This window comes from Variovorax sp. P4_B10 (assembly GCF_056402375.1).
This window is the reverse complement of sequence record NZ_JBFUHN010000053.1, coordinates 24,080-50,008: the sequence shown is the minus strand read 5'-3', so window position 1 is coordinate 50,008 and position 25,929 is coordinate 24,080. Positions and strand designations below refer to the sequence as shown.

Here is a 25,929-nt window from a genome sequence, read left to right as displayed (position 1 = left end):
GGCCCGGGACGCCGTGCTGGGCGCGCAGGCGCACCAGGACCTTCCGTTCGAGCAACTGGTCGAGGCGCTGCAGCCCGCGCGCAGCCTGAGCCACACCCCGTTGTTCCAGGTGATGTTCAACCACCTGTTCGAGGACTACCGCGCATTCGCGCAGCTGCCCGGCATCGCGGCGAACGACCACGCACTGCCCGATCTCGCGGCGCAGTTCGAACTCACGCTCGAGGCCCGCGAAGGGCCCGACGGCCATCTGTCGCTGTCCGTGATCTATGCGGCCGAGCTGTTCGAGCCCGACACCATCGCGCGCATGGCCGGTCACTACGTCGCGATCCTGCAGGCGCTGGCCGATCGCCCCGAACAGCCGGTGGGCGACATCGACCTGCTCGGCGCGCCGGAGCGGGCACGGCTTGCGCAGTGGGGCGTGAACACGCACCGCGAGCCGCAGCCCGAGCCGGTGCACCGCATGATCGAGCGGCAGGCGCGCACCCAGCCCGACGCCACCGCGCTGCTCTTTGCCGACGAGGCGCTGAGCTTCTCGGAACTGAACCGCCGGGCCAACCGCCTGGCGCACCGGTTGATGGCGCTGGGCGTCAGGCCCGAGGTGCTGGTGGGCATCGCGATGGAGCGCTCCGTCGAGATGGTGGTGGCGATCCTCGGCGTGCTCAAGGCCGGCGGCGCCTATGTGCCGCTGGACCCGGAATACCCGGCCGAGCGCCTCGCCTACATGGTGCAGGACAGCGGCATCGGGCTGCTGCTCACGCAGCGCAGCCTCGTCGATTGCCTGCCCGACCGCCGTGCGCTGACCGTGCTGGAAGTCGATGCAGCGGACCTCGGCGGTGAACCCGACGGCGATCCGCAGGTCGGCCTGCACATCGAGAATCTCGCCTATGTGATCTACACCTCGGGCTCCACCGGCAAGCCCAAGGGCGCGGCGATCCGCCACAGCGCGCTGCACAGCTGCATGGTGTGGATGCAGGGCCTCTACCAGCTGACGCGCGCCGACACCGTGCTGCACAAGGCGCCGTTCGGCTTCGATGTGTCGGTGTGGGAGCTGTTCTGGCCGATGACATCGGGCGCACGGCTGGTCGTTGCCAACCCCGGCGACCACCGCGACCCGGCCCGGCTGGTCGCGCTGATCCAGCGCCACCAGGTCACCACGCTCAACTTCGTGCCCTCGATGCTGCAGGCCTTCCTTGCGCACAAGGGCATCGAGACCAGCACGCGCCTGCGCCACATCATCTGCGGCGGCGAGGCGATGCCGGCCGAAACGCAGAAGGAGACGCTCGAGCGCCTGCACGGCGCGGGCCTGCAGAACCTCTACGGCCCGACCGAAACGACCATCCACGTCACGCACTGGGCCTGCCGCAACGATGGCCAGAGCCAGGTGCCCATCGGCCAGCCGATCAGCCACACCAGCACCCACGTGCTCGATGCCGACCTGAACCTCGTGCCCCAGGGTGTCGCGGGCGAGCTGTACCTGGGCGGCATCAGCCTGGCCCGCGGCTACCTGAAGCGGGCGGGCCTGAGCGCGGAGCGCTTCGTGGCCGATCCGTTCGACAGCGAAGGCGGCGGAAGGCTCTACCGCACCGGTGACCTCGTGCGGTGGAATGGCGAGGGGCAGCTGGAGTATCTGGGCCGTATCGACCACCAGGTGAAGATCCGCGGCTTCCGCATCGAGCTCGGCGAGATCGAAGCACAACTGCTTGCGCAGCCCGCGGTGCGCGAAGCCGTCGTCGTGGCGAAGGAAGGCCCGGCCGGCGCACGCCTCGTGGCTTACCTCGCGGCGCATGCGGAGCAGGCCATCGACACTGCGGTGCTCAAGGAGCGACTTGCACAGGTGCTGCCCGACTACATGGTCCCGCGCGCCTTCGCCGTGCTCGACAGCCTGCCGCTCAATGCCAACGGCAAGGTCGACCGCAAGGCGCTGCCGGAGCCGGCCTTCGCCAGCGAGCTTGCCTACGAAGCACCGCAGGGTCATGTCGCGCAGACCGTGGCCGCCGTCTGGTCCGAGGTGCTGCAGATCGCGAAGGTCGGCTTGCACGACAACTTCTTCGACCTCGGCGGCCACTCGCTGCTGCTGATCCGCGCGCACCGCCTGCTGGAAGACCGGCTGCAGGCCACGATCCCCGTGGTCAACCTCTTCAAGTACCCCACCATCGAATCGCTGGCCCAGTGGATCGCGCAGGCGCCGGCCGGTGCCGCGTCGTCCGCCGCCGCGGCCGCGGCCAGCGACGACAGGGCGCTGCGCCAGCGCGCCGCCATGCTTCAACGCCGCAAGGCGACAGAGAGAGTCAACTGATGTCCACCCCCCACGAGCTCTCCGAACCGACGGGCATCGAGATCGCCATCGTCGGCATGGCCGGGCGCTTTCCCGGCGCGGACGATGTGGACGCCTTCTGGCGCAATGTGCAGGGCGGCGTGGAGTCGGTGTCGCGCTTCACCGATGACGAGCTGCGCGCGCGCGGCGTGCCGCAGAGCCTGCTGGACGATCCCGAGTACGTGAAGGCCGGCGTGCGCTTCGACGGCTTCGACCAGTTCGACGCGGGCTTCTTCGGCTACACGCCGCGCGAAGCCGAGACCCTCGATCCGCAGCAGCGCGTCTTCCTGGAGTGCGCCTGGGCTTCGCTCGAACACGCGGGCTGCGACGTCGCGCGCTGGCCGGGCAAGGTCGGCGTCTATGCGGGCGAGGGCACCAACCTGTACCTGATCCGCAACCTGCTGCCGTCCTTCGGCCTCGGCGCCGAGAGCGGCATTGCCGACCTGCTGGGGCTGATGAACGGCAACTCCGGCGGCTCGCTGTGCACGCGCGTCGCCTACAAGCTCGACCTGCGCGGCCCCGCGGTCACCGTGCAGACCGCCTGCTCGACATCGCTGGTGGCCGTGCACACCGCATGCCAGGCCCTGCTGGGCCACGACTGCGACATGGCCCTCGCGGGCGGCGTGTGGCTCAACCTGCTGCAGGAGGGCGGCTACCGCTACCAGGCGGGCGCCATCCTGTCGCCCGACGGCCACTGCCGCGCCTTCGACGCGAAGGCCGCAGGCACGCTGATCGGCAGCGGCGCCGGCGTGGTCGTGCTCAAGCGCCTCGACGATGCGCTGCGCGACGGCGACACCATCCACGCGGTGATCAAGGGCTCGGCCGCCAACAACGACGGCGCCGCCAAGGTCGGCTTCACCGCGCCCAGCGTGGACGGGCAAGCCGAAGTCATCCGCGCGGCGCAGCTCATCGCGGGCGTGGCGGCGGACACCATCGGCTACGTGGAAGCGCACGGCACCGGCACCACGCTCGGCGACCCGATCGAGATCGCCGCGCTCACCCAGGCCTTTCGCGCCGACACCGAGCGGCGCGGCTACTGCGCCGTGGGTTCGGTGAAGACCAACATCGGCCACCTCGATGCCGCCGCCGGCGTGGCGGGGCTCATCAAGGCGACGATGGCGCTCAAGCACCGCGTGCTGCCGCCCAGCCTGCATTTCGAGCAACCCAATCCGCAGATCGATTTCGCGGCCAGCCCGTTCTATGTGAACACCGAGGCGCGCGCGTGGGTCGAGGGCCGGGTGCCGCGCCGTGCGGGCGTGAGTTCCTTCGGCATCGGCGGCACCAATGTGCACGTCGTGCTCGAAGAAGCACCGGTCGCTGCGAATGCGGCGGCGGCGCCGGCCTGGCAGGTCTTGCCCGTGTCGGCCAAGAGCGAGACTGCCTTGGCCCAAGGCCGGACACAACTCGCGGCGCATCTGCAGGCACAGCCCGCGCAGGCGCTGCAGGACGTGGCGCACACGCTGCAAACCGGACGCCGCGCCTTTGCATGGCGCAGCGCGGTGGTGGCGAACGATCCGGAGATGGCCGCGCAGATGCTGGTTTCCCCGGCCACCGCATCCCGCCAGGTGCTGGCTTCCGCGCCCGAGGTGGTCTTTCTCTTCCCGGGCAGCGGCAGCCAGCATGCCTTCATGGGCGCGGCGCTCTATCGCGAGCGCGCCGTGTTCCGCGAGGCGCTCGATCGCTGCATGGCCTTGCTGCGTGCGCAAAGCGGCATCGACCTGCACCCGCTGCTGTTCCCCGCCGCCGGCGACGAAGCGCTGGCGAACGAGCGCCTGTTCCACATCGAGGTCGCGCAGCCGGCGCTCTTTGCCGTCGAGTACGCCATGGCGCAGTGGTGGCTGCACTGCGGCGTGAAGCCCGCGCTGATGATGGGCCACAGCCTCGGCGAATACGTCGCCGCCTGCGTGGCGGGCGTGTTCTCGCTGGAAGATGCGCTGCGCATCGTTGCGCAGCGTGCGCGCCTCGTGCAGGCGCTGTCGGCCGGCGCGATGCTCGCCGTGCCGCTGCCCGAGTCCGAACTCGCGCCTTTCCTCGCGGCAGGCTGCGACCTCGCGGCGGTGAACGGCGAACAGCTCTGCGTGCTGGCCGGAACCCCCGAAGCCATCGCGCGTGCCGAGGAAGCGCTGCGCGCGCGCCAGCATCTGCCGCGCCGCCTGCATGTCGCCGTGGCCTTCCATTCGCGCCTGGTCGATCCGGCGGTGGCCGCGTTAGAGCAACTGGTCGCCTCGGTGCCGCGCCATGCGCCGCGCATCCCTTTCATCTCCAACCTCACCGGCCGGCCGATCACCGCGCAGGAGGCGACCAGCCCCGCGTACTGGGGCCGACATTTGCGTCACACCGTGCGTTTCGCCGATGGCCTGCGTCATATCTTCGACAAGGCTGGCCGCGTGGTGCTCGAAGTCGGTCCGGGCGAGACATTGACCGGGCTCGCGCGCCAGCATCCGGGCAGCAGCTCGGCCGCTGGCCTCTGGGCCAGCCAGGCGCATGCGCAGCAGACTGCGCGCAACAGCCAGCAGCTGGCCAACGCGGTTGCAGGCCTGTGGACCGCCGGTGTCGACATCGACTGGTCCGCATGCCATGAAGGCGGCGAGCGCCGCCGCGTGCCGCTGCCGACCTATGCCTTCCAGCGCCAGCGCTTCTGGGTCGAGGCCGGGGATACCGCAAGGCCTTCATCGCCGGGTGCCGCCACCGGTCTCTTCTATGCACCGAACTGGCAGCGAAGCACACTGTTGCCGCCCACTGGGCAGCGCGCCGACCGCACAGGCTGCACGTTGATCCTGGGCGATGCCAACAGCTTCACCGACCGGCTGGCCCGCACGCTGCGAGAGCGCGGCGGGCAGGTGGTGCTGGCCTTGCGCGGCCCGCGCTTTGCACGCACCGCGCCCGGGCAGTACACGGTGCGATCGGGTGAACGCGCCGACCACGAAGCCCTGCTGCGCGCGGTGGAAGCCGAAGCGGGGCCGGTGCACAGCCTCCATCACCTGTGGAGCCTGGACGGCGACCGGCCCGCGCCGTCGCATGCGGAGGTCTTCGACGCCGGCTGCTTCAGCCTGCTCGCACTGGCCCATGCGCTGGACGCCGTGGGCGCATCGAGCCGGGCCCCCTTGGCGCTGACCATCGTCACCGACCGCCTCGAGGATGTCGCCGGCACCGAGGCGCTGGCGCCCGAGAAGGCGACGCTGCTCGGCATCGCCAAGGTGCTGGGCCAGGAATATCCGTCGGTCGCTTGCCGCGTCGTCGACGTGGTGCTGCCCGCGCCGGAAAGCGCGGCCGAAAGCGACTTGGCGCGCCGGGTCGCCGACGAGGCAGCGTCCGCACCGGACGACTTCGTGGTCGCCTACCGCGGACCGCATCGCTGGACCAAGAGCTACGAACCGCTGCCGGTGCAGCCCGCCACGCCGCGGCTTCGCGAGGGCGGCGTGTACCTCATCACCGGCGGCATGGGCGGTGTGGGCCTGGCGCTGGCGCGGCACCTGAGCCGCGCATGGAAGGCCCGCCTGGTGCTGCTCGGCCGCACACCGCTGCCCGCGCGCGGCGACTGGGAGCGCATCGTCGCGGCGGCCGACCACCCCGCGGCGTTGCGCCGCAAGCTGCGGCAGCTGATCGAACTCGAAGCGGCCGGCGCGCAAGTGCTGACGGTGACCGCGGATGTCACCGACCCCGCGCAGCTGCGCGACGCGCTGGCGGCGGCGCATGCGCGCTTCGGCGCGGTCAACGGCGTGGTCCACGCCGTCATGGACCCGGGGCTCGGCATGATCGTCCAGCGCACCCGGGCGCAGGTGGAAGCCGCCTTCGCGCCGAAGGTGGCGGGCACACGCGCCTTGCTCGATGCACTGCGCGGCGAGCCGCTGGATTTCGTGCTCTTCTGTTCCTCCATCGCCACGCTCGTCGGCGGCCTGGGCCGCAGCGACTATGCCGCTGCCAACGCCTACCTCGATGCGCTGGCGACGGCGCACCGCCGTACTTCCGCGCTGCCGGTGTTCTCGGTGAACTGGGACGCCTGGCGCGATGTCGGCGCCGCGGCCGACATGGACCTGCCCGAAGGCGTCGGCCTCGACGAGCGCACCGGCGTGCTCGCCTTCGAGCGCATCGTCAACGGCCCCGACCTGCCGCAGACGGTGGTGTCCGTTTCGCCGCTGGCGCCGCGCCTGCGTCCGCTGGCTAACCTGCTCGACGCCTTGGGCGCTGAACCGGCAACCGAAGCACGCGCCAGCCATTCACGCCCCGTGCTGCCCACACCCTATGCCGCACCCGAAGGCGAGCTGGAAGAAGGGCTGGCCGCGCTGTGGACCGAAGCACTCGGCATCGCGCCCGTGGGCGTGCACGACAACCTGTTCGAACTGGGCGGCGACTCGCTGCTGGCGATCCGCCTGCTGTCCCGCGTGCGCAAGGCCTATGGCGTGGAGCTGCAGCCGGCCGATTTCTTCAAGGCGCCGACCGTGGCCGAGCTGGCCGCGCTGGTCGAGCTGCGGCTGATCGAGGAGATCGAACGCGAGGCCCCGACCACCGACGACCTGCATCCGGCAGCGGATCGCATCACTGCAAGTTTTTCATCATGAGCGAGACACCTCTTCTTTCCGAACGGCGCGCGAGGCTGTCGCCCGCGCAGCTGAGCCTGCTGCAGCGCCGCCTGAAGCAGGGCGGCAACGCGGCACCCGCGCGCGAGGCCATCGTGCGGGGCCACATCGACGGCGCCGTGCCCGTGTCCTTCGCGCAGCAGGGCCAGTGGTTCCTGTGGCAGCTGAACCCCGCGAACACGGCTTATCACGTCGGTGGCGGGCTGGGCTTTTCGGGGGCGCTCGATGTGGCGGCGCTGCAGGATGCGATGCAGGCGATCGCCAGGCGCCACGAAGCATTGCGGACCGTGTTCGGCCCCGGCCCCGAAGGCCTGCCCGAGCAGCGTGTCATGGCGGAAGTGCGCATCGACATTCCCTTCGTCGATCTCAGCGTGCTCGATGCCGATGCGCGCGAAACCCGCTACGACGAAGCGGTGGCGCAGGTCTGCCGCACCGCCTTCGACTTGACGACCGGCCCCTTGCTGCGCTGCGCCTTGCTGAAGATGGCCGATGGCGAGCACCAGCTGCTGCTCATGATGCATCACGTCATTTCCGACGCATGGTCGGTCCAGCTCATGCTCGACGACCTCGCTGAGGCCTATGCCTTGCGGACCCAAGGCATGCCTGACACGCGGCCCGAGCCGGAGATCAGTTACGTCGACTTCAGCCAATGGCAGCGCAAGTGGCTGGGGAACGGCGAAGGCGAGCGGCAGCTGGCCTACTGGCGCGAGCGCCTCGGCGCCAGCCAGCCGGTGCTCGCGCTGACCACCGACCGGCCGCGCGCCGCCGAGGCCCACTACAGCGCGGCACAGCATTCGCTCGACCTGCCCGCCGGCCTCGCGCAGGAACTGAAGCATCTGTCGCGCGCGCAGGGCGGCACCTTGTTCATGGCGCTGCTCACGGCCTTCCATGCCTTGCTGTTCCGCTACACCGGCCAGAACGAGATTCGCGTCGGCGTGCCCGTCGCGGGCCGCAGCCGTCCGGAGACCTCGGGCGTCATCGGCATCTTCATCAACACGCTCGTGCTCGATGCGCGCCTGCATGCGCAGACCCGCCTGGCCGAACTGCTCGCGCAGGTCCGCGACACCTCGCTCGAAGCGCAGGCGCACCAGGACCTGCCGTTCGAACGCCTGGTGCAGGCGTTGCGCGCGGAGCACAGGCACACCGCCGCGCCGCTGTTCCAGGTGATGTTCAACCACCTCGGGCAGGGGGACAGGCCGTTGCGGGGCTGGCCCGCGCTGCAGGTGCGGCGCATCGATCTTGAAGAACGCGCGGCGCCCTTCGAGCTGACGCTGGAAACCATCGAGCGCGAAGACGGCGGCATCCGAGCCAACTTCCGCTATGCGGCCGAGCTGTTCGAGCCGCAGACCATCGAGCGCATGGCGGGTCACTACCAGCGCGTGCTGGAAGCGCTCGTGCGCCGGCCGGCGTCGAAGCTGGGCGAACTGGAACTGCTGGGCGACGCGGAGCGAGAGCAGCTCGCGCAGTGGGGCGTCAACACCCATCGCCGCGGTGAAGCGCAATGCGTGCACCGCCTGATCGAACAACAGGCGGCTGAGCGCCCGGATGCCGTCGCGCTGATCTTCGGCGATGAAGTCCTGAGCTACGGCGAACTCAACCGCCGCGCCAATCAACTGGCGCACCGCCTGATCGTGGAGGGCGTGCGCCCCGAGGTGAAGGTCGGCGTGGCACTGGAGCGCAGCATCGAACTCGTGGTCGGCCTGCTCGCGATCCTGAAGGCGGGCGGCGCCTATGTGCCGCTCGATCCGGAGTACCCGGTGGACCGCATCGCCTACATGGTGGAAGACAGCGGGCTTGCGCTGGTGCTGACGCAGAGCCACCTGGAAGAGCGCCTGCCGCTGCAGGCCGCCACGCCGGTGCTGGCACTCGACACGCTGGACCTCGGCGGCCACCCGCAAGACAACCCCGCCGTGTCGCTCCACAGCGAGAACCTGGCCTATGTGATCTACACCTCGGGATCGACCGGCAAGCCCAAGGGCGCGGCCAACCGCCACGGTGCGCTCTACAACCGGCTGGTCTGGATGCAGCAGGCCTACCCGCTCGGCGAAGCGGACACCGTGCTGCAGAAGACGCCGTTCAGCTTCGACGTGTCGGTATGGGAATTCTTCTGGCCGCTCATGTTCGGCGCCCGGCTGGCCGTGGCCAACCCCGGCGACCACCGCGAGCCGGCGCGTCTCGCCCAGCTGATCCGAACGCATGAAGTGAGCACGCTGCACTTCGTGCCCTCGATGCTCCAGGCCTTTCTCGCGCACCCAGGTGTCGAGGCCTGCACCAGCCTGCGGCGCATCGTCTGCAGCGGCGAGGCACTGCCCGCCGAAGCGCAGAACGAGGTGTTCCGACGGCTGCCGCAGGCTGCGCTGTACAACCTCTATGGCCCCACCGAAGCCGCCATCGACGTGACCCACTGGACCTGCCGCGACGACGGGCGCGGTCAGGTGGCGATCGGCCAGCCGATCGACGACACGCGGACCTATGTGCTCGATGCCGAGCTGAACCTGATGCCGCCGAGCGCTGCGGGCGAGCTCTACCTGGGCGGCGCGGGGCTTGCGCGCGGCTATGTGCAGCGCGCGGCGCTGACCGCCGAGCGCTTCGTGGCCGATCCGTTCGACAGCGAAGGCGGTGGCAGGCTCTACCGCACCGGCGACCTGGTGCGTTGGAACAGCGAAGGCCAGCTCGACTACCTGGGCCGCATCGACCACCAGGTGAAGATCCGCGGCTTTCGCATCGAGCTGGGCGAGATCGAGGCCCAGCTGCTCGCGCAGCCCGAAGTGCGCGAGGCCGTCGTCGTTGCCAGCGGGGGCGCGGGCGGCGCACGACTCGTGGCCTATGTCTCGGCGCAGGCCGGGCAGGCCATCGACACGGCGCGCCTGCGCGAACGGCTGGGCCGGGCGCTGCCCGACTACATGGTGCCCGGCCTTGTCATGGTGCTGGAGACCCTGCCGCTGAACCCCAATGGCAAGGTCGACCGCAAGGCACTGCCCGAAACCGAGCGCGCGAGCGCCCAGGCCTACGAGGCGCCGCAGGGCGGCACCGAAGAAGCGCTGGCGGCCGTATGGGCCGAGGTGCTCGGCGTGCCGCGCGTGGGCCGCCACGACAACTTCTTCGAACTCGGCGGGCATTCGCTCATGTCCGTGCAGGTGGTCGCCCGGGTGCAGGGCGCGATGCATGCGGACCTGACGGTCGCCGACATTTTTCGACAGCCTGTCCTGATGGACATGGCCGGACTCATTGCAGGTGCCGGCGAAAGGAAACCCGTGGCCCAGTCTCTCTCCGACATCGACGCCTTCATGGACAGCCTGGAGATCGCTTGATGGACATCGCGGCCACCCATGACCAGATCGGCAAGCGTTTCTCCAGGCTGAACCCGGCGCAGCGCCGCGCGGTGTACCAGAAGATCCGTGCCGAGGGGCTGACCATCGGGCAGTTTCCGATTCTTGCGCGCGACGAGGCGGCGCGTGTTGCCTGCGCGCCTTCGTATGCCCAGATGCGCCAGTGGTTCCTCTGGCAACTGGAGCCGGGCAGCTCGGCCTATCACATCACCGGTGCGCTCCGGCTTCAGGGCCTGTTGAACAGGGACGCGCTGCAGGCGAGTTTCGACGCATTGATCGAACGCCATGAATCGTTGCGCACGGTGTTCCGCGCGAATGCCGAAGGCCTGGTCGAGCAGGTGGTGCAGCAGCGCGCGGGGCTGGAGATTCCGCTCGTCGACCTCGGCATGCTCGCGGACGGCGAACGCGATGCACGTGCGCAGGAAGAAGCCCGGCGCATCGCCGAGACACCCTTCGACCTGACGGCCGATCCGCTGCTGCGGGTCGCGCTGATCCGCCTGGACCGACAGACACACCTGCTCGTCGTCGTGATGCATCACATCGTGTCCGACGGCTGGTCGCTGCAGATCCTCGTGGACGAATTCGTGGCGCACTACCGCGCACGGGCCAACGGACAGCCGTCGCGGGTTGCGCCCTTGCCGATCCAGTACGCCGACTACGCCGTCTGGCAGCGGCACTGGCTGGAGGCCGGCGAGAAGGAGCGCCAGCTCGACTACTGGAAAGCGCATCTGGGCACCGAGCATCCGGTGCTGCAATTGCCGACGGACCGCGCGCGGCGTGCGGACGGTAGATACCGCGCCGCCCGCCATGACATCTTGCTGCCGCAGAAGGTGGTCGATGCGCTGCATCGGCGCGCACAGGCCCAGGGCACCACGTTGTTCATGGTGCTGCTCACGGGGCTGCAGGTGCTGCTGCACCGCCACACCGCGCAACAGGACATCCGCGTCGGCGTGCCGGTGGCCAATCGCCATCGCGTGGAGGCTGAAAAGGTCATCGGCTTCTTCGTCAACACGCAGGTCCTGCGCAATGTGCTGACCAGCCGCACGAGCCTGCTGCAGGCCCTGGAAGCCACGCGGGATGCGGCGCTGGGCGCGCAGTCGCACCAGGACCTGCCGTTCGAACAGCTGGTGGAGGCCCTGCAGCCCGAGCGCAGCCTGGGAACGGCGCCGTTGTTCCAGGTGATGTTCAACCACCAGCGGCGCGACCATCGCGCGTTGGAGAACCTGCCGGGCCTGACGATGCAGGATCACGAACTGGGCGGGCAGTCCGCGCAGTTCGAACTCACGCTGAGCACCATCGAAGATGCCCAGGGCCATGTGCGGGCCAGCTTCCACTATGCGCAGGAGCTGTTCGATGCGGAGACCATCGCGCGGATGGCGGGGCACTACCTGTCGGTGCTGAGCGCGCTGGCCGACAGCCCGGCGCAGGCAGTGGGCGACATCGACATGCTCGCGGCCGGTGAGAAGGATCTGCTCGCGCAGTGGGGTGTCAACGCACCGGCCGGGCAGGGAGGCGAACCCGTGCATCGCCTGATGGAGCGGCAGGCCTGCGAGCGCCCCGAGGCCACGGCCCTGCTGTTCGGCGACGAGTCGCTGAGTTATGGCGAGCTCGACCGCCGCGCCAACCGCCTGGCCCATCGGCTGATCGCGCTCGGCGTGAAGCCGGACACGCGCGTCGGCATCGCGGTGGAGCGGTCCTTCGACGTGGTGGTCGGCCTGCTCGGCATCCTGAAGGCCGGTGGCGCCTACGTGCCGCTGGACCCGGAGTACCCCGCGGACCGGCTGGCCTACATGGTGGCGGACAGCGGCATCGACCTGCTCGTGACGCAAAGCCATGTGAAGGCACGCATTCCCTGCGGCGAGCATGTGCGTGTGCTGCAGCTCGACACGCTCGACCTGGCCGCCGAGCCAGACCACTCGCCCGGCATCGCGGTGCATGCCGGCAACCTGGCCTACATCATCTATACCTCGGGCTCGACCGGCATGCCCAAGGGCGTGATGGTGTCGCACGGGCCTTTTGCCGCGCATTGCGTGGAAACGGCCGTGCTGTACGAGATGGGGCCGCAGTCCTGCGAGCTGCACTTCCTCTCTTTCTCTTTCGACGGCGCGCACGAGCGCCTCTTCACGGCCCTGTGCTGCGGCGCTTCGCTGCTGCTGCGCGATGCGTCGCTGTGGACGGCCGAACAGACCCTGGACGCGATGCAGCGCCATGGCGTGACCAATGCCGGCTTTCCGCCGGCCTACCTGCGCCAGCTGGCCGACTGGGCGCGCGACACCGGCCGCTGCCCGCCGGTGCAGCTGTATTCCTTCGGCGGCGAGGCGATGTCGCGCGAAGGCTTCGACGCGGTGCGCCGGCACCTGAAGCCCGAACTGCTGATCAACGGCTACGGACCCACCGAAGCGGTGGTGACGCCGATGCTGTGGAAGGTCGATGGCGCGGCGAGCTTCGAAGAGGGCTACGCGCCCATCGGCCGGCCTGTGGGCGACCGCAGCGCGCGCGTGCTCGATGCCGACCTCAACCTGGTGCCGCGCAACGTCGCGGGCGAGCTGTACCTCGGTGGTGCGGGGCTGGCGCGTGGCTACCTGCATCGCGCCGCGCTCACGGCTGAACGCTTCGTGGCCGATCCCTTCGATGCGGACGGCGGGCGGCTTTACCGCACGGGCGACTGGGTGCGCTGGCGCGACGACGGCCAGCTCGAATACCTGGGCCGCATCGACCACCAGGTGAAGGTCCGCGGCTTCCGCATCGAGCTCGGCGAGGTCGAAGCGCAACTGCTGGCCCAGCCCGAACTGCGCGAAGCCGTGGTGATCGCGCGCCACGGGCCGGCCGGCGCGCGGCTCGCGGCCTATGTGTCGCTGAAGGCGGCGCGGTCCGTCGACGTGGCGGTGTTGAAGGAGCGGCTCGCGCGCGCGCTGCCCGACTACATGGTGCCTTCGGCCATCGTGGTGGTCGACGCGTTGCCGCTGAGCCCCAGCGGCAAGGTCGACCGCCAGGCCCTGCCGGAGCCCGGACTCCTGCAGGACGAAAAGGCGTACGAAGCGCCGCAGGGCGAGGCCGAACAGGCCATCGCGAAAGTCTGGACCGGCGTGCTCGGCCTGGAGCGCGTGGGACGGAACGACAACTTCTTCGAGCTGGGCGGCGATTCGATCCTGAGCCTGCAGATCGTGGCGCGGCTGCGCCTCGCGGGCTGGAAGGTGAGCCCCAAGCAGATCTTCGAGCGCCAGACCGTGGCGCAGCTTGCGGGCGCGGCCGAACCGGTGGGCGATGCGAAGCGCCCGGCCGCTGGCGATGTGCAGGGTGAAGCGCCGTTGCTGCCGTTCCAGCATGCGTTCTTCGAGATGCAGATGCCGGTGCGCAACCACTGGAACCAGGCGGTGCTGCTGAAGTGCCGCGAGCCGCTGCAGCTGCCGGGCTTCCGGCAGGCATTGCGGGCGGTGGTGCAGCACCACGACAGCCTGCGCCTGCGCTACAGCCAGGATGCCGAAGGCGCATGGCACCAGCGCTACGCGGCGATGCCGCAGAGCGAACTCGACGAACTGCTGTGGGTGCGCAAGGCCCGCGACGCGGCGCAGCTCGAAGCGCTCTGCGACGAAGCGCAGCGCAGCCTGGACCTCGCGCGCGGACCGCTGCTGCGCGCGCTCGCGGTCGAGCTGCCGGGCGGCGAATCGCGGCTGCTGGTGGCCATTCACCACATGGTGGTCGATGGCGTGTCGTGGCGCATCCTGCTGGAAGACCTGCAGGACGCCTACCGCCAGAGCCTCGCGGGGCAGGCCATCGTGCTGCCCGCCAAGAGCAGTAGCTACAAGGACTGGACCACCGCACTGCAGGGCTACGCCCAAGACCATGCCGAAGGGATCGGCCATTGGCAGGCCTTGGCGGACGTTCCCGCGAGCCTGCCGTGCGCCCGCCCCGAGGGATCGAACACCGTCGCCGACCAGCAGACCGTCGAGCTCCGGCTGGACAAGGCGACGACGCAGGCGCTGCTGAAGGACGCGCCCGCGGCCTACCGCACGCAGGCCAACGACCTGCTGCTGACCGCGCTCGGCCGCGCGCTGTGCGCATGGGCCGGCCACGCCAAGGTGCTGGTCGACCTCGAGGGCCATGGCCGCGAAGACCTGTTCGACCACATCGACCTGTCGCGCACCGTCGGCTGGTTCACGACGCTGTCCCCGGTCGCGCTCGATCCGCTGGGCGAACCGGGCGAAGCGATCAAGCGCGTGAAGGAAAGCCTGCGCCGCATCCCCGACAAGGGGCTGGGGCACGGTGTGCTCAAGCACCTCGGCAACGCCGCGCAACAACAGGCGCTGCGCGCGCTGCCGCAGGCGCAGGTCGTCTTCAATTACCTCGGCCAGTTCGACGCGGGCTTCGACGAGCGCGCGCAATGGGTGCTGGCGCAGGAACCGAGCGGTGCGCCGGTGGACCCGGGCGCACCGCTGACGCACGAGTTCGCGGTCAACGGCCAGGTCTACGAAGGCGTACTGACGCTGCGTGTGAGCTACAGCCAGGCGCGCCACGACCGCGGCGCCGTGGCGGGCTGGGTGCAGCGCTTCCAGCAGGAGCTCGAAGCGCTGGTGGGGCATTGCACCAGCGGTGCGCAGGGCGTGACGCCATCGGACTTTCCGCTGGCCCGCATCGGCCCGCAGCAGCTCGATGCCCTGCCGGTTCCGGTGGCGAACCTGGTGGACCTGTACCCGCTCTCGCCGATGCAGGCGGGCATGCTGTTCCACAGCCTTTATGCGCCTGGCGGCAGTGCCTATCTGAACCAGTTGCGTGTCGACATCGACGGACTTGACGTCGCGCGCTTCAAGGCCGCATGGCGCGCGCTTCTGGAGCGGCACGAGGTGCTGCGCACCGGCTTCCTCGTGGGCGAGCCCGCCTTGCAATGGGTGGCCCGGCAGATCGAGTTGCCGATGGCCGAGCACGACTGGCGCGGCAACAGTGACATCGCCCGCGCGCTCGACGACCTGGCACAGGCGCAGCTCGCACAGGGCTTCGATCTGGCCCAGCCCCCGCTGATGCGGCTGGTGCTGGTGCACACGCACGACGGCAAGCACCACTTCGTCTGGACCATGCACCACCTGCTGCTGGACGGCTGGAGCACCTCGCAGCTGATGGGCGAGATGCTGCGGCACTACGCCGGCGAAGCCCTCGCATCCCAGGGCGGGCGCTACGCGGACTACATCGCGTGGCTGCAGCAGCGCGACGGTGCGGCCGACGAGCGCTACTGGCGCGAGCAGCTGGGCCGCACCGAAGGCCCCACATGGCTGGCCAACACGCTGCCCAAGCCGCGCGATGCGCAGGCCGGCTACGGCATGCACCGCTGCGAGATTGGAGCGCCGCGCACGCGCGCGCTGATGGAAGCGGCGAAGCGCGAACGCGTGACACTCAACACGCTGGTGCAGGCCGCCTGGGCCCTGCTGCTGGCCCGTCATACGGGGCAGCGCACGGTGAGCTTCGGTGCCACAGTGGCGGGCAGGCCGGTGGAGCTGCCGGGTGCGCAGCAGATGCTGGGCCTGTTCATCAACACGCTGCCGGTRATCGCCACGCTGCAGCCGGCACAGCGCGTGGGCGACTGGCTGCGCGCGCTGCAGGCGCAGAACCTCGGCGCGCAGGCGCACGAGCACACGCCCCTCTACGAGATCCAGCGCTGGGCGGGCCAGGGCGGGCAGGACCTGTTCGACAGCATCGTGGTGTTCGAGAACTATCCGCTGGACCAGGCGCTGAAGCAGGGTGCACCCGACAGGCTGCGCTTCGGCGAGGTCTGGAACCGCGAGGAGACGAACTACCCGATGACCGTCTCGGTGAACCAGGGCGAGACGCTGGTGCTGAGCTACAGCCATGCGCGCAGCCAGTTCGGCGAGGCGCTCGTGCAGACGCTGGCGCGCCGCATGGAGACGCTGCTCGAAGCGCTCGCGCAGTCACCGGGCGCGCGGGTGGGCGACATCGGGCTGCAGGACGAGGGCGATTCGTCGCCACCCGAACCTGCGAAGAACATGCACGCCAGCGACACCGGGCAGCCCGTGCATCGCTGGTTCGAACGGCAGGCCGCATTGCATGCGGATGCGACGGCAGTGGTCTTCGGCGATGAAAGCTTGAGCTACGCCGAACTCGAACTGCGCGCCAACCGGCTCGCGCACCGGCTCATCGGCCTCGGCGTGGCGCCGGAGGTGAAGGTGGGCATTGCGGTGGAACGCTCCATCGAGATGGTGGTGGGCCTGCTCGCCATCCTGAAGGCCGGCGGTGCCTACGTGCCGCTCGACCCCGAGTACCCCGCCGATCGCCTGGCCTACATGATCGCGGACAGCGGCATCCGCCTGCTGCTCACGCAAAGCCATGTGGCGCCGAAGCTCCCGCTGCAGGACGACGTGCACGTGCTGGCGCTCGATGCGGTCGACCTGGCCGCGGAGCCGTCGCATGCGCCCGAGGTGGCGGTGCATGCCGATCAGCTGGTCTACGTCATCTACACCTCGGGTTCCACGGGCCGTCCCAAGGGAACGCAGCTGACCCACCGCAACGTGACGCGGCTGCTGGATTCGACGCAGCCCTGGTTCGGCTTCGGTCCGCAGGACGTGTGGACGAACTTCCACTCCTACGCCTTCGACTTCTCGGTGTGGGAAATCTTCGGCGCGCTGTGCACCGGCGGCAGGCTGGTGGTCGTGCCGTTCTGGGTCAGCCGTTCGCCCGACGATTTCGTGGCGCTGCTGCGCGCGCAGCAGGTCACCGTGCTGAACCAGACGCCGTCGGCCTTCCGGCAGCTGATCCACAGCGCGGCGCTGGCCGCGGGCGATCGCCCGCCGCTGCGCTGCGTGATCTTCGGCGGCGAAGCCCTCGAGCCCGAGAGCCTGCGCCCGTGGATCGAACGCTTCGGTGACCGGCAACCGCAGCTGGTCAACATGTACGGCATCACCGAGACTACCGTGCACGTGACCTACCGGCCGATCGTGCGCGCCGATCTCGGCGAACAGAGCAGCCCGGTGGGCGCGTGCATTCCGGACCTCGGCATGTGGGTGCTGGACGGCGACCTGAACCCGCTGCCGGTCGGCGTGGCGGGCGAGCTGCATGTCTCGGGCGCGGGCCTGGCGCGCGGCTACCTGAACCGGGTCGGCCTGAGCGCGGAGCGTTTCGTGGCCGCGCCCTTCGGCCCTGCGGGCGGGCGGCTGTACCGCACCGGCGACCTGGTGCGCTGGCGCGGCGACGGCCAGCTCGATTACCTCGGGCGCATCGACCACCAGGTGAAGATCCGCGGCTTCCGCATCGAGCTCGGCGAGATCGAGGCGCAGCTGCTGGCGCAGCCTGAAGTGCGCGAAGCGGTCGTGCTGGCGAAGGAGGGTGCGGGTGGCACGCGGCTCGTGGCCTACGTGTCCGCGCGCGCGGGGCAGACGGCGGACGCCGTGGTGCTGCGCGAGCGGCTGCTGCAGAAGCTGCCGGACTACATGGTGCCGGCGGCCCTCATGGTGCTCGATGCCGTGCCGCTGAATTCGAACGGCAAGGTCGACCGCAAGGCGCTGCCCGATCCGGAGCTGGCGAGCGGCAGTGCGTATGCGCCGCCCGTGGGCGAGGTGGAGAGCGCGCTCGCCGCCATCTGGGCCGAGGTGCTCGAGATGGAGCGTGTCGGACGCAACGACAACTTCTTCGAGCTGGGCGGCCACTCGCTGAGCCTGCTGGCCGTGCAGACCAAGGTGCAGAAGCAGCTCGCAGTCCAGTTGCCGCTCAAGCGCTATTTCGAAAACCCCACGCTGGCTGCGATGGCCGGCGTCGTGCAGGAAGAGGTCGGTGCCGCGGCGGCGGGAGGGGCCGAGGACCTGGCCCGGATGGCCGCGCTGCTCGACCTTCTGGAGGATTGATGGAGATCGACAAGCACAGCATCGCGGACCGTTTCGCGCGTCTGCCCCGGGAAAAGCAGAAAGCCTTTCTGGCCATCCTGCAGAAGCAGGGCGTGGATTTCGCCAAACTCCCCATCGTGGCCGTGCCGGCCGGGAGCCGGGCCGAACTGTCCTACGCGCAGTTGCGCCAGTGGTTCCTGTGGCAGCTCGACCCGAAGAGCACGGCGTACCACATCTCCGGCGCGCTGAAGCTGCACGGGGCGCTGGACATCGACGCGTTGAAGGCCAGCTTTGCGGCACTGGTCGAACGCCACGCATCGCTGCGCACGGTGTTCCAGCCGGACGCGCAAGGGCTGTGCGAACAGATCGTGCAGGACCGCGTCGATCTCGACATCCCGGTGATCGACCTGGCCGGTGCGCAGGGCGACGTGGAAGCGCGTGCGCACGAAGAAGCCCGCCGCCTGAGCGCAACCCCTTTCGATCTCACGGCGGGCCCGCTGATGCGGGTGGGCGTCATCCGGCTCGCGCCGCAGACGCATGTGCTGGTGCTGGTGATGCACCACATCGTGTCCGACGGCGGCTCCCTGCATCTGCTGGTGGGCGAGTTCGTTGCGCAGTACCGCGCGCGGGTGCGCGGCGAAGGAGTCAACCAGCCGCCGCTGCCGATCCGCTATGCGGACTACGCGGCATGGCAGCGCAACTGGCTGGAAGCGGGCGAGAAAGACAGGCAGCTCGCCTACTGGACCGAACGCCTGGGCACCGCCAACCCGGCGCTGCAGCTCGCCACGGACCACAGCCGGCGGCCGAGCGGGCACTACACCGCGGCCCGGCACGGCGTCGACCTTGCGCCCGAGCTGGTGCAGGGCCTCCACCAGCGCGCACGCGCGCAGGGCGCAACGCTCTTCGCGGTGCTGCTGGCCGCATTCCAGGCCCTGCTGCACCGCTACACCGGGCAGCAGGACATCCGCGTCGGCGTGTCGGTGGCGAACCGCCATCGGGCGGAGACGGAAGGCGTGATCGGGCTCTTCGTCAACACGCAGGTCATGCGCAGCGCGGTCGAAAGCCGCATGAGCCTCGCGAAGGTGCTGGCGCAGGCGAAGGCGGCTGCGATGGGCGCGCAGGCGCACCAGGACCTTCCGTTCGAACAACTGGTGGAAGCGCTGCAGCCCGAGCGCAGCCTGAGCGTGAGCCCGCTGTTTCAGGTGATGTTCAGCCACGACCGGACCGACTCCCGCACGCTGAAGCGGCTGCCCGACCTTGAACTGGAAGACTATGCGCTCGCGGCACCGGTGGCGCAGTTCGAACTGGTGCTGAGCACCAGCGAGGACGCGGACGGGCGGCTGCATGCGAGCTTCATCTATGCCTCGGAGCTCTTTGAGCCCGCCACCATCGAACGCATGACCGCGCACTACGTCGCGATGCTCGGTGCGCTGGCCGGCGACGATGGGCACGCGGTGGGCGACGTCGACCTGATAGACGCGCCCGAGAAGGCGCAGCTCGCGGCATGGAGCGTGAACGCGCAGCGCGAGCCGCAGCACGAGCCCGTGCACCGGACGATCGAGAAACAGGCTCGGCTGCAGCCGCAGGCCACGGCACTGCTTTTCGGCGACGAGGAACTGAGCTTCGACGAACTCAACCGGCGCGCCAACCGCCTGGCACACCGCCTGATCGCGCTCGGCGTCAAGCCCGACATGCGCGTGGGCATCGCCATGCAGCGCTCGGTCGAACTCGTGGTGGGCCTGCTCGGCATCCTGAAAGCCGGCGGCGCCTACCTGCCGCTGGACCCCGAATACCCGGCCGAACGCCTTGCCTACATGGTGCAGGACAGCGGCATCGAATTGCTGCTGGCGCACCGCGCCACGCGCGACTGTCTCGACGACCGCAGCAGCCTCACCACGCTGGAGATCGACGGCATCGACTTCAGCGGCGAGTCCGAAGCCGATCCGCAAATTGCATTGCACGGTGAAAACCTCGCCTACGTGATCTACACCTCGGGCTCCACCGGCAAGCCCAAGGGCGCGGCCATCCGGCACGATGCACTGCACAGCTGCATGGCCTGGATGCAGCGGACCTACGGACTCACCCGCGACGACACCGTGCTGCACAAGGCGCCGTTCGGCTTCGACGTCTCGGTGTGGGAGTTGTTCTGGCCGATGACCGCGGGCGCGCGGTTGGTGGTGGCCAACCCCGGCGATCACCGCGACCCGGCGCGGCTGGTCGAACTGATCCAGCGCCACCAGGTCACCACGCTCAACTTCGTGCCTTCGATGCTGCAGGCCTTCCTCGCGCACGAAGGCATCGAGGCCAGCACGCGCCTGCGCCACATCATCTGCGGCGGCGAGGCGATGCCGGCCGAGACGCAGAAGGAGACGCTGCAGCGGTTGAGCGGCGCCACGCTGCAGAACCTCTACGGCCCAACCGAAACCACCATCCACGTCACGCGCTGGACCTGTCGCGACGACGGCCAGAGTCTCGTGCCCATCGGCCAGCCGATCACCGACACGCAGGCGTATGTGCTCGATGCCGAGCTCAACCTCGTGCCGCGCGGTGTGGCGGGCGAGCTGTACCTTGGGGGCGTGAGCCTCGCGCGAGGCTACCTGAACCGGCCGGGCCTGAGCGCCGAGCGCTTCGTGGCCGATCCGTTCGGCGGCAAAGGCGGCAGGCTGTACCGCACCGGCGATCTGGTGCGCTGGAATGCCGAGGGGCAGATCGAGTACCTGGGCCGCATCGACCACCAGGTGAAGATCCGCGGCCTGCGCATCGAGCTCGGCGAGATCGAGGCGCAGCTGCTCGCGCAGCCCGAAGTGCGCGAGGCGGTGGTGGTGGCGCGCGAAGGCCCCGGCAGCACGTCGCTCGTGGCCTATATCGCGGTGCATGCGGGCCAAACCATCGACAGCGCGGTGCTGCGCGAACGCCTCGGCCAGGTGCTGCCCGACTACATGGTGCCGCGCCTGATCGTCACGCTCGCGGCATTGCCGCTGAACGCCAATGGGAAGGTGGACCGCAAGGCGCTGCCGGAACCCGAGGGGCTGGGCAGCGAGCGCACGCATGAGGCGCCACAAGGCGATGTCGAAGAGGCATTGGCCGGGATCTGGCGCGAGGTGCTGGGCGTGGCGCGCGTGGGGCGCGGCGACAACTTCTTCGAGCTCGGTGGCGATTCCCTCCTGAGCCTCAAGCTGATCGCGCGCGTGCGCAAGCAGCTGCCCGGCGGCAGCCACCTGAGCCTGGCCGATGTGATGCAGGCCGGCAGCCTCCGGGAACTGGCCGCGCGCGTGCACCAGAGAGCCGAGAGCGCGAACGACGCGGTGTGCCTGCATGCAGGCGGCGCGGGCGTGCCGCTGTTCTGCCTGCCCGGTTTGATCGTCAACACGCGCGAGTTCCAGCCGCTGGCGCGCGCGGTGCAGGGCGACCGGCCGGTGTATGCCTTCGTGAGCCATGTCTACACGCGCAAGCGCTGGCGCGGCTTTGCCATCCGCGAGCTCGCGGCCGAGTATGCGGACTTCATCGTCCAGGCGGCCACCGGGGGGCGCTGCGCACTGCTGGGCTGGTCGTTGGGCGGCGACCTGGCTTTCGAGGTGGCGCGGCAGCTGCAGGGGCGCATCGAGATCGTGTTCTTCGGTGCGGTCGATGTGTTCGAGGCGGAGCCGATGGTTCCCTCGGGCATGTTGACGCCGGCGCAGCGCACGCAGTCCGACGAGGTGCTGGCCGCCTGGCTCGCGAAGTCGGGCATGGCGGCGCAATGGAAAGCGCTGTTCGCCCGCATGAGCGATGCCGAGCGGACCTGGGTGGCCGAGCAGTTGCTGACGCCGGCCTGGGTATCGCCGCTCGACGGCACTGGCGACGAGGCCTACGAGTATTTGCTGTGGGCCACGCTCGACAGCCGCGTGCAGTCCGCGCGCTACGCTGAGGCGAAGACGGATCTCTCGGTGCAGGTGTTCCACGCGGAGGGCTCGCTGCGCGCACCAGGCGTGTTGCGCCATTGGCCGGAGCGCGCGCGCGTGCTCTCGAGCGAGGTCGTGGCGCGCACCGCTCACCTGGACATCATCCGCGACGCGCAGTTCGGCGCGACGGTGAAGAACCGCCTGCTGGCGCTCGATCCCGCCTAGCCGTTTCGCGGCGGTCTGCGCAAAAAAAGGCCGGATGCCCGCGAGGGCATCCGGCCTTTGCCTTGGCGCGCCGGGGCTTACCAGCGATAGGTGGCCGTCGCCACCGCCGTGCGCTGCGTGCCCAGGTAGCAATAGGCGTAGGCGCAATTCGCGACGTAGGTCTTGTTGGTCAGGTTGCGCAGGTTCAGCGCCAGCGTCCAGCGGTCGATGTCGTAGCCGATCATGGCGTCGAGCAGCGTGTATGACGGCACCTTGGCCGGCGCGACCACTTCCCCGTCGCCGTGGGTCGAGCCGTTGAAGCGCGCGCCCACGCCCACCTTCAGGCCGTTGCTGAAGCGGTAGTCCGCCCACACCGACAGACGGTTGCGCGGAACCGACATCGACTGCTTGCCGATCTCCTCGACCCTGCTGCTGGCCGTGACAATGGCGCGCGGCGTGTAGGCGTACGAGGCCGTGAGGTTCAGGCGCGGCATGAGCTCGGTGGTCGCCTCGAGTTCGAGCCCGCGCACCGAGATCTCGCCGGTCTGCTTGGGCATGAAGCTCGCGTCGTAGGTGATGTAGTTCTTGCGGCGCAGGTCGAAGATGGCCGCGCTGTAGAGCGACTTTCCGCCCGGCGGCTGGTAGCGGATGCCCGCCTCGTATTGCCGGCCGCTTTCCGGCTTGAAGGGCGTCTTGGTGGCCGGATCGAGCGCGCCGATCGGCGCGAACGACTCCGAGTAGCTCAGGTACGGCGCGAGCCCGTTCGGTGCCAGGTAGACCAGGCCCGCGCGCTTGGTGAATTTGTGCTCCGAGATGCGCTGCGTGGTGCCATCGAGCCGGCTGTAGTTGCTGCTCTGCGCCGTGTCGTAGCGGCCGCCCAGCGTGAGCGACCAGCGGTCGCCCCACTTGATCTGGTCCTGCACGTAGATGCCGGTCTGCGCCAGCCGGTTCACGCCATTGACATAGGGAGCGGGAAGGTCGATGGCGCCGCCGTAGACGGGGGCGTAGATGTCGAGCAGCGGCGCGCCGACGACGCTGCTGTAGGTGTACTGGTCGATGCGGGTGCGCTGGTAGTCCAGCCCCACCAGCACCTTGTGCTGCCAGTCGCCGGATCGCAGGTCGGCCTGCAGCTGGTTGTCCATGGTGAGCGAGGTCGTGCTTTCCTGGCTGCCGAACACGCCGCGGTTCAGGTACCGGTAGTTGGCGGGGCTCAGCGCGTTGGCCGGGTCCATGGCAGCGAAGCTCGGCGACTGCAGGGTCCGGTAATCGACCTCGAGCTTGCCGTAGCGCAGCTTCTGGCGCGCGGTGAAGGTGTCGTTGAAGCGATGCTCGAGCTGGTAGCCGATCATCTTCTGGTCGTGGTTGAAGTGATCGAAGCTCGGGTCGGCGACGTTCAGGTCGCTGGGAATGAAGGTGCCGATGCGCGTCGGCTTCAGCGAGCCCTCAACGGGGCGAATGCGGCTGTAGGCGCCTGCGCGGTTCTTCTGGTACTGGGCCAGCAGCGTGAAGGTGGTGTCGCTCGAGGGCTTCCAGGTGATCGAGGGCGCGATGTAGGTGCGGTCGTCGCGCGAACTGCCGCCGGGCAGCTGGGCGTCGCGCAGCACGCCGGTGATGCGGTAGAGCACCTTGCCTTCGGCATCGAGCGCGCCCGAGAAATCGCCGGCCACCTGGCGGCGGGCATCGTTGCCGTACTGCAGCTGGATCTCGCGCAACGGCTCCGCCGTCGGCAGCTTGCTCGCGATGTTGACCACGCCGCCCGGGCTCGCCATGCCGTAGAGCACCGAGGTCGGGCCGCGCAGCACTTCGATGCGCTCGCTGCCGTAGTTCTCGGTCTTCCATACGCCCCAGGTGCCGTTGTTGCGCAGCGGCAGGCCGTCCAGGTAGAAGCCGGGCGCATAGCCGTCGAAGCCGCGGATCGCAATCCAGTCGTAGCGCGAATCGGCGCCGAACGGGGCGATGTTGACGCCCGGCGTGTAGCCGAGCGCATCCTTGACCGTGGTGGCGCCGATGGCGTCCATGCGGTCGGCGGTGACGACCGAGATCGACTGCGGCGTCTCGACGACCGGCGTGTCGGTCTTGCTGCCGGCCATGCTGCGCTTGGCGAGGTAGCCGTTGACATGGCCGGTGGCGGATTCTTGCGACTCGGCGTTCACGGTGATCGCGGGCAGGGCCGCGCCGGAGGCCTGCGGCTGTTCCGTGGCCTGCGCCGAGGCGCTCACGCTGCAGAGGGAGAAGGCCGTGCCGAAGGCCGCGGCGAGTGCGGCATTCAAGAGGCGTTGACGGGGCAGGGGACGCATAAGGTTGATACTCCAGGTGCTTGAATACGACGTGTTCACGTTGCGACGCCCAAGGCCGGCCGGTTCCGGCGCCTTGGCGCTTCCATACATGAGACGTTTGACTTAAAAAAAAGGAGACAGCGACCTGTCTCCTTTTCTTTTTGGCCTGCCCGACCCCGGCCCCGGGAAAGGCTCCGCCTAGGCCTGGACCGGCTGGCGCTCGTGGCGGGCGCTGTTCGCGGCTGTCGTGGGCGGGCCTGCCGGAATCGCCCTGAGCAGCGCATTGCCGATTTCTCCCGTGCGCACCGAGGTGACCGACAGCAGCGTGTCGCTCAGGCCGTGCGAGGACTCGCAGGCGCCCTGCAGGAAGATGGCGGGGTGGAAGTCCGGCGTGCTGCCGAGGCGGTAATGGCGGTCCACCGAGAAGTCCCCGAGGTACGGGGCGAGCGGCGTCAGGAGGGCCTTGTGCTGCTCGCGGGCGTAGCCGGTGGCCAGCACCACGGCGTCGTAGCGCGAGGTGCTGTCGCGGCCGGTGTTCTGGTCCGACAGGCTGAGGTGGATGCCGTCGGCCGTGGCATGCGCGCCCCGGATGTCGTGCCGGGGCAGGAAGCGCATGCGGCTCTCGCCGCGGACCTTCTGCTCGTAGAACATCTTGAAGATCTGCTGGATCAGGTCGAGGTCGGCCACCGCGTAGTTGGTGTGGCCGAACTCGTCGATCAGCGCGGCGCGCTCGTCGTCGGACCGGCTGTAGATGTAGTCGGTGAACTCGACGTTGAACACCTCGTTCACGAAGGGGCTGTCGTCCGAGGGGCGGATCGAGCGGGCCCGCATGATCAGGTCGACCTGCGGCGCGTGCGGCCGGCCCTGCAGGTCCATGAAGATCTCGGCCGCGCTCTGGCCGGCGCCGACGATGGCGATCCTTGCGGCCTCGGGCAGGCAGGCCATGTCCCGCAGGTAACTGCTCGAATGGAAGACGCGCGGGTCGTCCCGCAGCGGCCGGAAGCCGTCCGGAATGTTGGGCATGCCGCCGATGCTGACCACGAGGTTGCGCGCGAGCCGCTCGGTCACGTGGCCGGCGCGGTCGCGCGAGCGCACGCGCAGCAGCGAAATCTCGCCGCCGTGCGCTTCGCTCTCGGGCAGCACCTCGAAGACTTCCTCGCCGTAGACGCAGGCATCCTCGAACTGTGCCGCGGCCCAGCCCAGGTAGTCGTTGAACTCGTGGCGGCTGGGAAAGAAGGTCTTCAGGTTGATGAAGTCCTGCAGGCGCTTTTTTTCATGCAGGTAGTTGATGAAGGTGAAGCGGCTGGTCGGGTTGCGCAGCGTCGCCAGGTCCTTCATGAAGGAGATCTGCATGTGCGCCTGGTCCAGCATCATGTCCCTGTGCCAGGCGAAGCCGGCCTGCTTCTCGATGAACATCGCGTCGACGCGCCGGCCATCGCGGCGTTTCTCGTCCAGCGCAATGGCCAGCGCGATGTTCGAAGGGCCGAAGCCGATGCCGATGAGGTCGTGAATCACCATGACGGTT

7 protein-coding genes are annotated in these 25,929 nt (G+C 69.3%); 5 read left to right on the top strand and 2 right to left on the bottom strand.

From position 1 onward, the window contains the following. The 5 genes from AC1DXX_RS22590 to AC1DXX_RS22570 form a co-directional block, all read left to right on the top strand. A partial coding sequence (locus tag AC1DXX_RS22590; RefSeq protein WP_478136452.1) for an amino acid adenylation domain-containing protein occupies nt 1–2,296 on the top strand: 2,296 nt, incomplete at its 5' end. Next, nucleotides 2,296–6,873 (top strand): type I polyketide synthase, encoded by a 4,578-nt coding sequence (locus AC1DXX_RS22585; protein WP_478136451.1) that lies wholly within the window; start codon nt 2,296–2,298, stop codon nt 6,871–6,873. The genes AC1DXX_RS22590 and AC1DXX_RS22585, both read left to right, overlap by 1 nt. Then, the gene (locus tag AC1DXX_RS22580) at nt 6,870–10,202 is read left to right on the top strand and encodes an amino acid adenylation domain-containing protein (protein WP_478136450.1); all 3,333 of its coding nucleotides are present in this window, start codon (nt 6,870–6,872) and stop codon (nt 10,200–10,202) included. Before AC1DXX_RS22585 ends, AC1DXX_RS22580 begins: the two co-directional genes overlap by 4 nt. Further along, nucleotides 10,202–18,064 (top strand): amino acid adenylation domain-containing protein, encoded by a 7,863-nt coding sequence (locus AC1DXX_RS22575; protein ID WP_478136449.1) that lies wholly within the window; start codon nt 10,202–10,204, stop codon nt 18,062–18,064. Before AC1DXX_RS22580 ends, AC1DXX_RS22575 begins: the two co-directional genes overlap by 1 nt. Next, complete coding sequence (locus tag AC1DXX_RS22570; protein ID WP_478136448.1) at nt 18,064–22,149, top strand: amino acid adenylation domain-containing protein; 4,086 nt, start codon at nt 18,064–18,066, stop codon at nt 22,147–22,149. The genes AC1DXX_RS22575 and AC1DXX_RS22570 overlap by 1 nt, the downstream gene beginning before the upstream one ends. Nucleotides 22,150–22,226: 77 nt before the next feature. Here the strand turns inward: AC1DXX_RS22570 and AC1DXX_RS22565 are convergent, their stop codons facing one another. After that, on the bottom strand, nt 22,227–24,425 hold the full coding sequence (locus tag AC1DXX_RS22565; RefSeq protein WP_478136447.1) for a TonB-dependent siderophore receptor: 2,199 nt from the start codon (nt 24,423–24,425) through the stop codon (nt 22,227–22,229). A gap of 177 nt (nt 24,426–24,602) precedes the next feature. Further along, a complete protein-coding gene (locus AC1DXX_RS22560; RefSeq protein WP_478136446.1) occupies nt 24,603–25,922 on the bottom strand; it encodes a lysine N(6)-hydroxylase/L-ornithine N(5)-oxygenase family protein in 1,320 nt (439 codons plus the stop codon). Nucleotides 25,923–25,929 lie beyond the last annotated feature (7 nt).

Coding starts and splice junctions, on each gene's coding strand:
- AC1DXX_RS22585 (WP_478136451.1), top strand. CDS start 2,296: ATGTCCACCCCCCACGAGCTCTCCGAACCGACGGGCATCGAGATCGCC.
- AC1DXX_RS22580 (WP_478136450.1), top strand. CDS start 6,870: ATGAGCGAGACACCTCTTCTTTCCGAACGGCGCGCGAGGCTGTCGCCC.
- AC1DXX_RS22570 (WP_478136448.1), top strand. CDS start 18,064: ATGGAGATCGACAAGCACAGCATCGCGGACCGTTTCGCGCGTCTGCCC.
- AC1DXX_RS22565 (WP_478136447.1), bottom strand. CDS start 24,425: ATGCGTCCCCTGCCCCGTCAACGCCTCTTGAATGCCGCACTCGCCGCG.
- AC1DXX_RS22560 (WP_478136446.1), bottom strand. CDS start 25,922: ATGGTGATTCACGACCTCATCGGCATCGGCTTCGGCCCTTCGAACATC.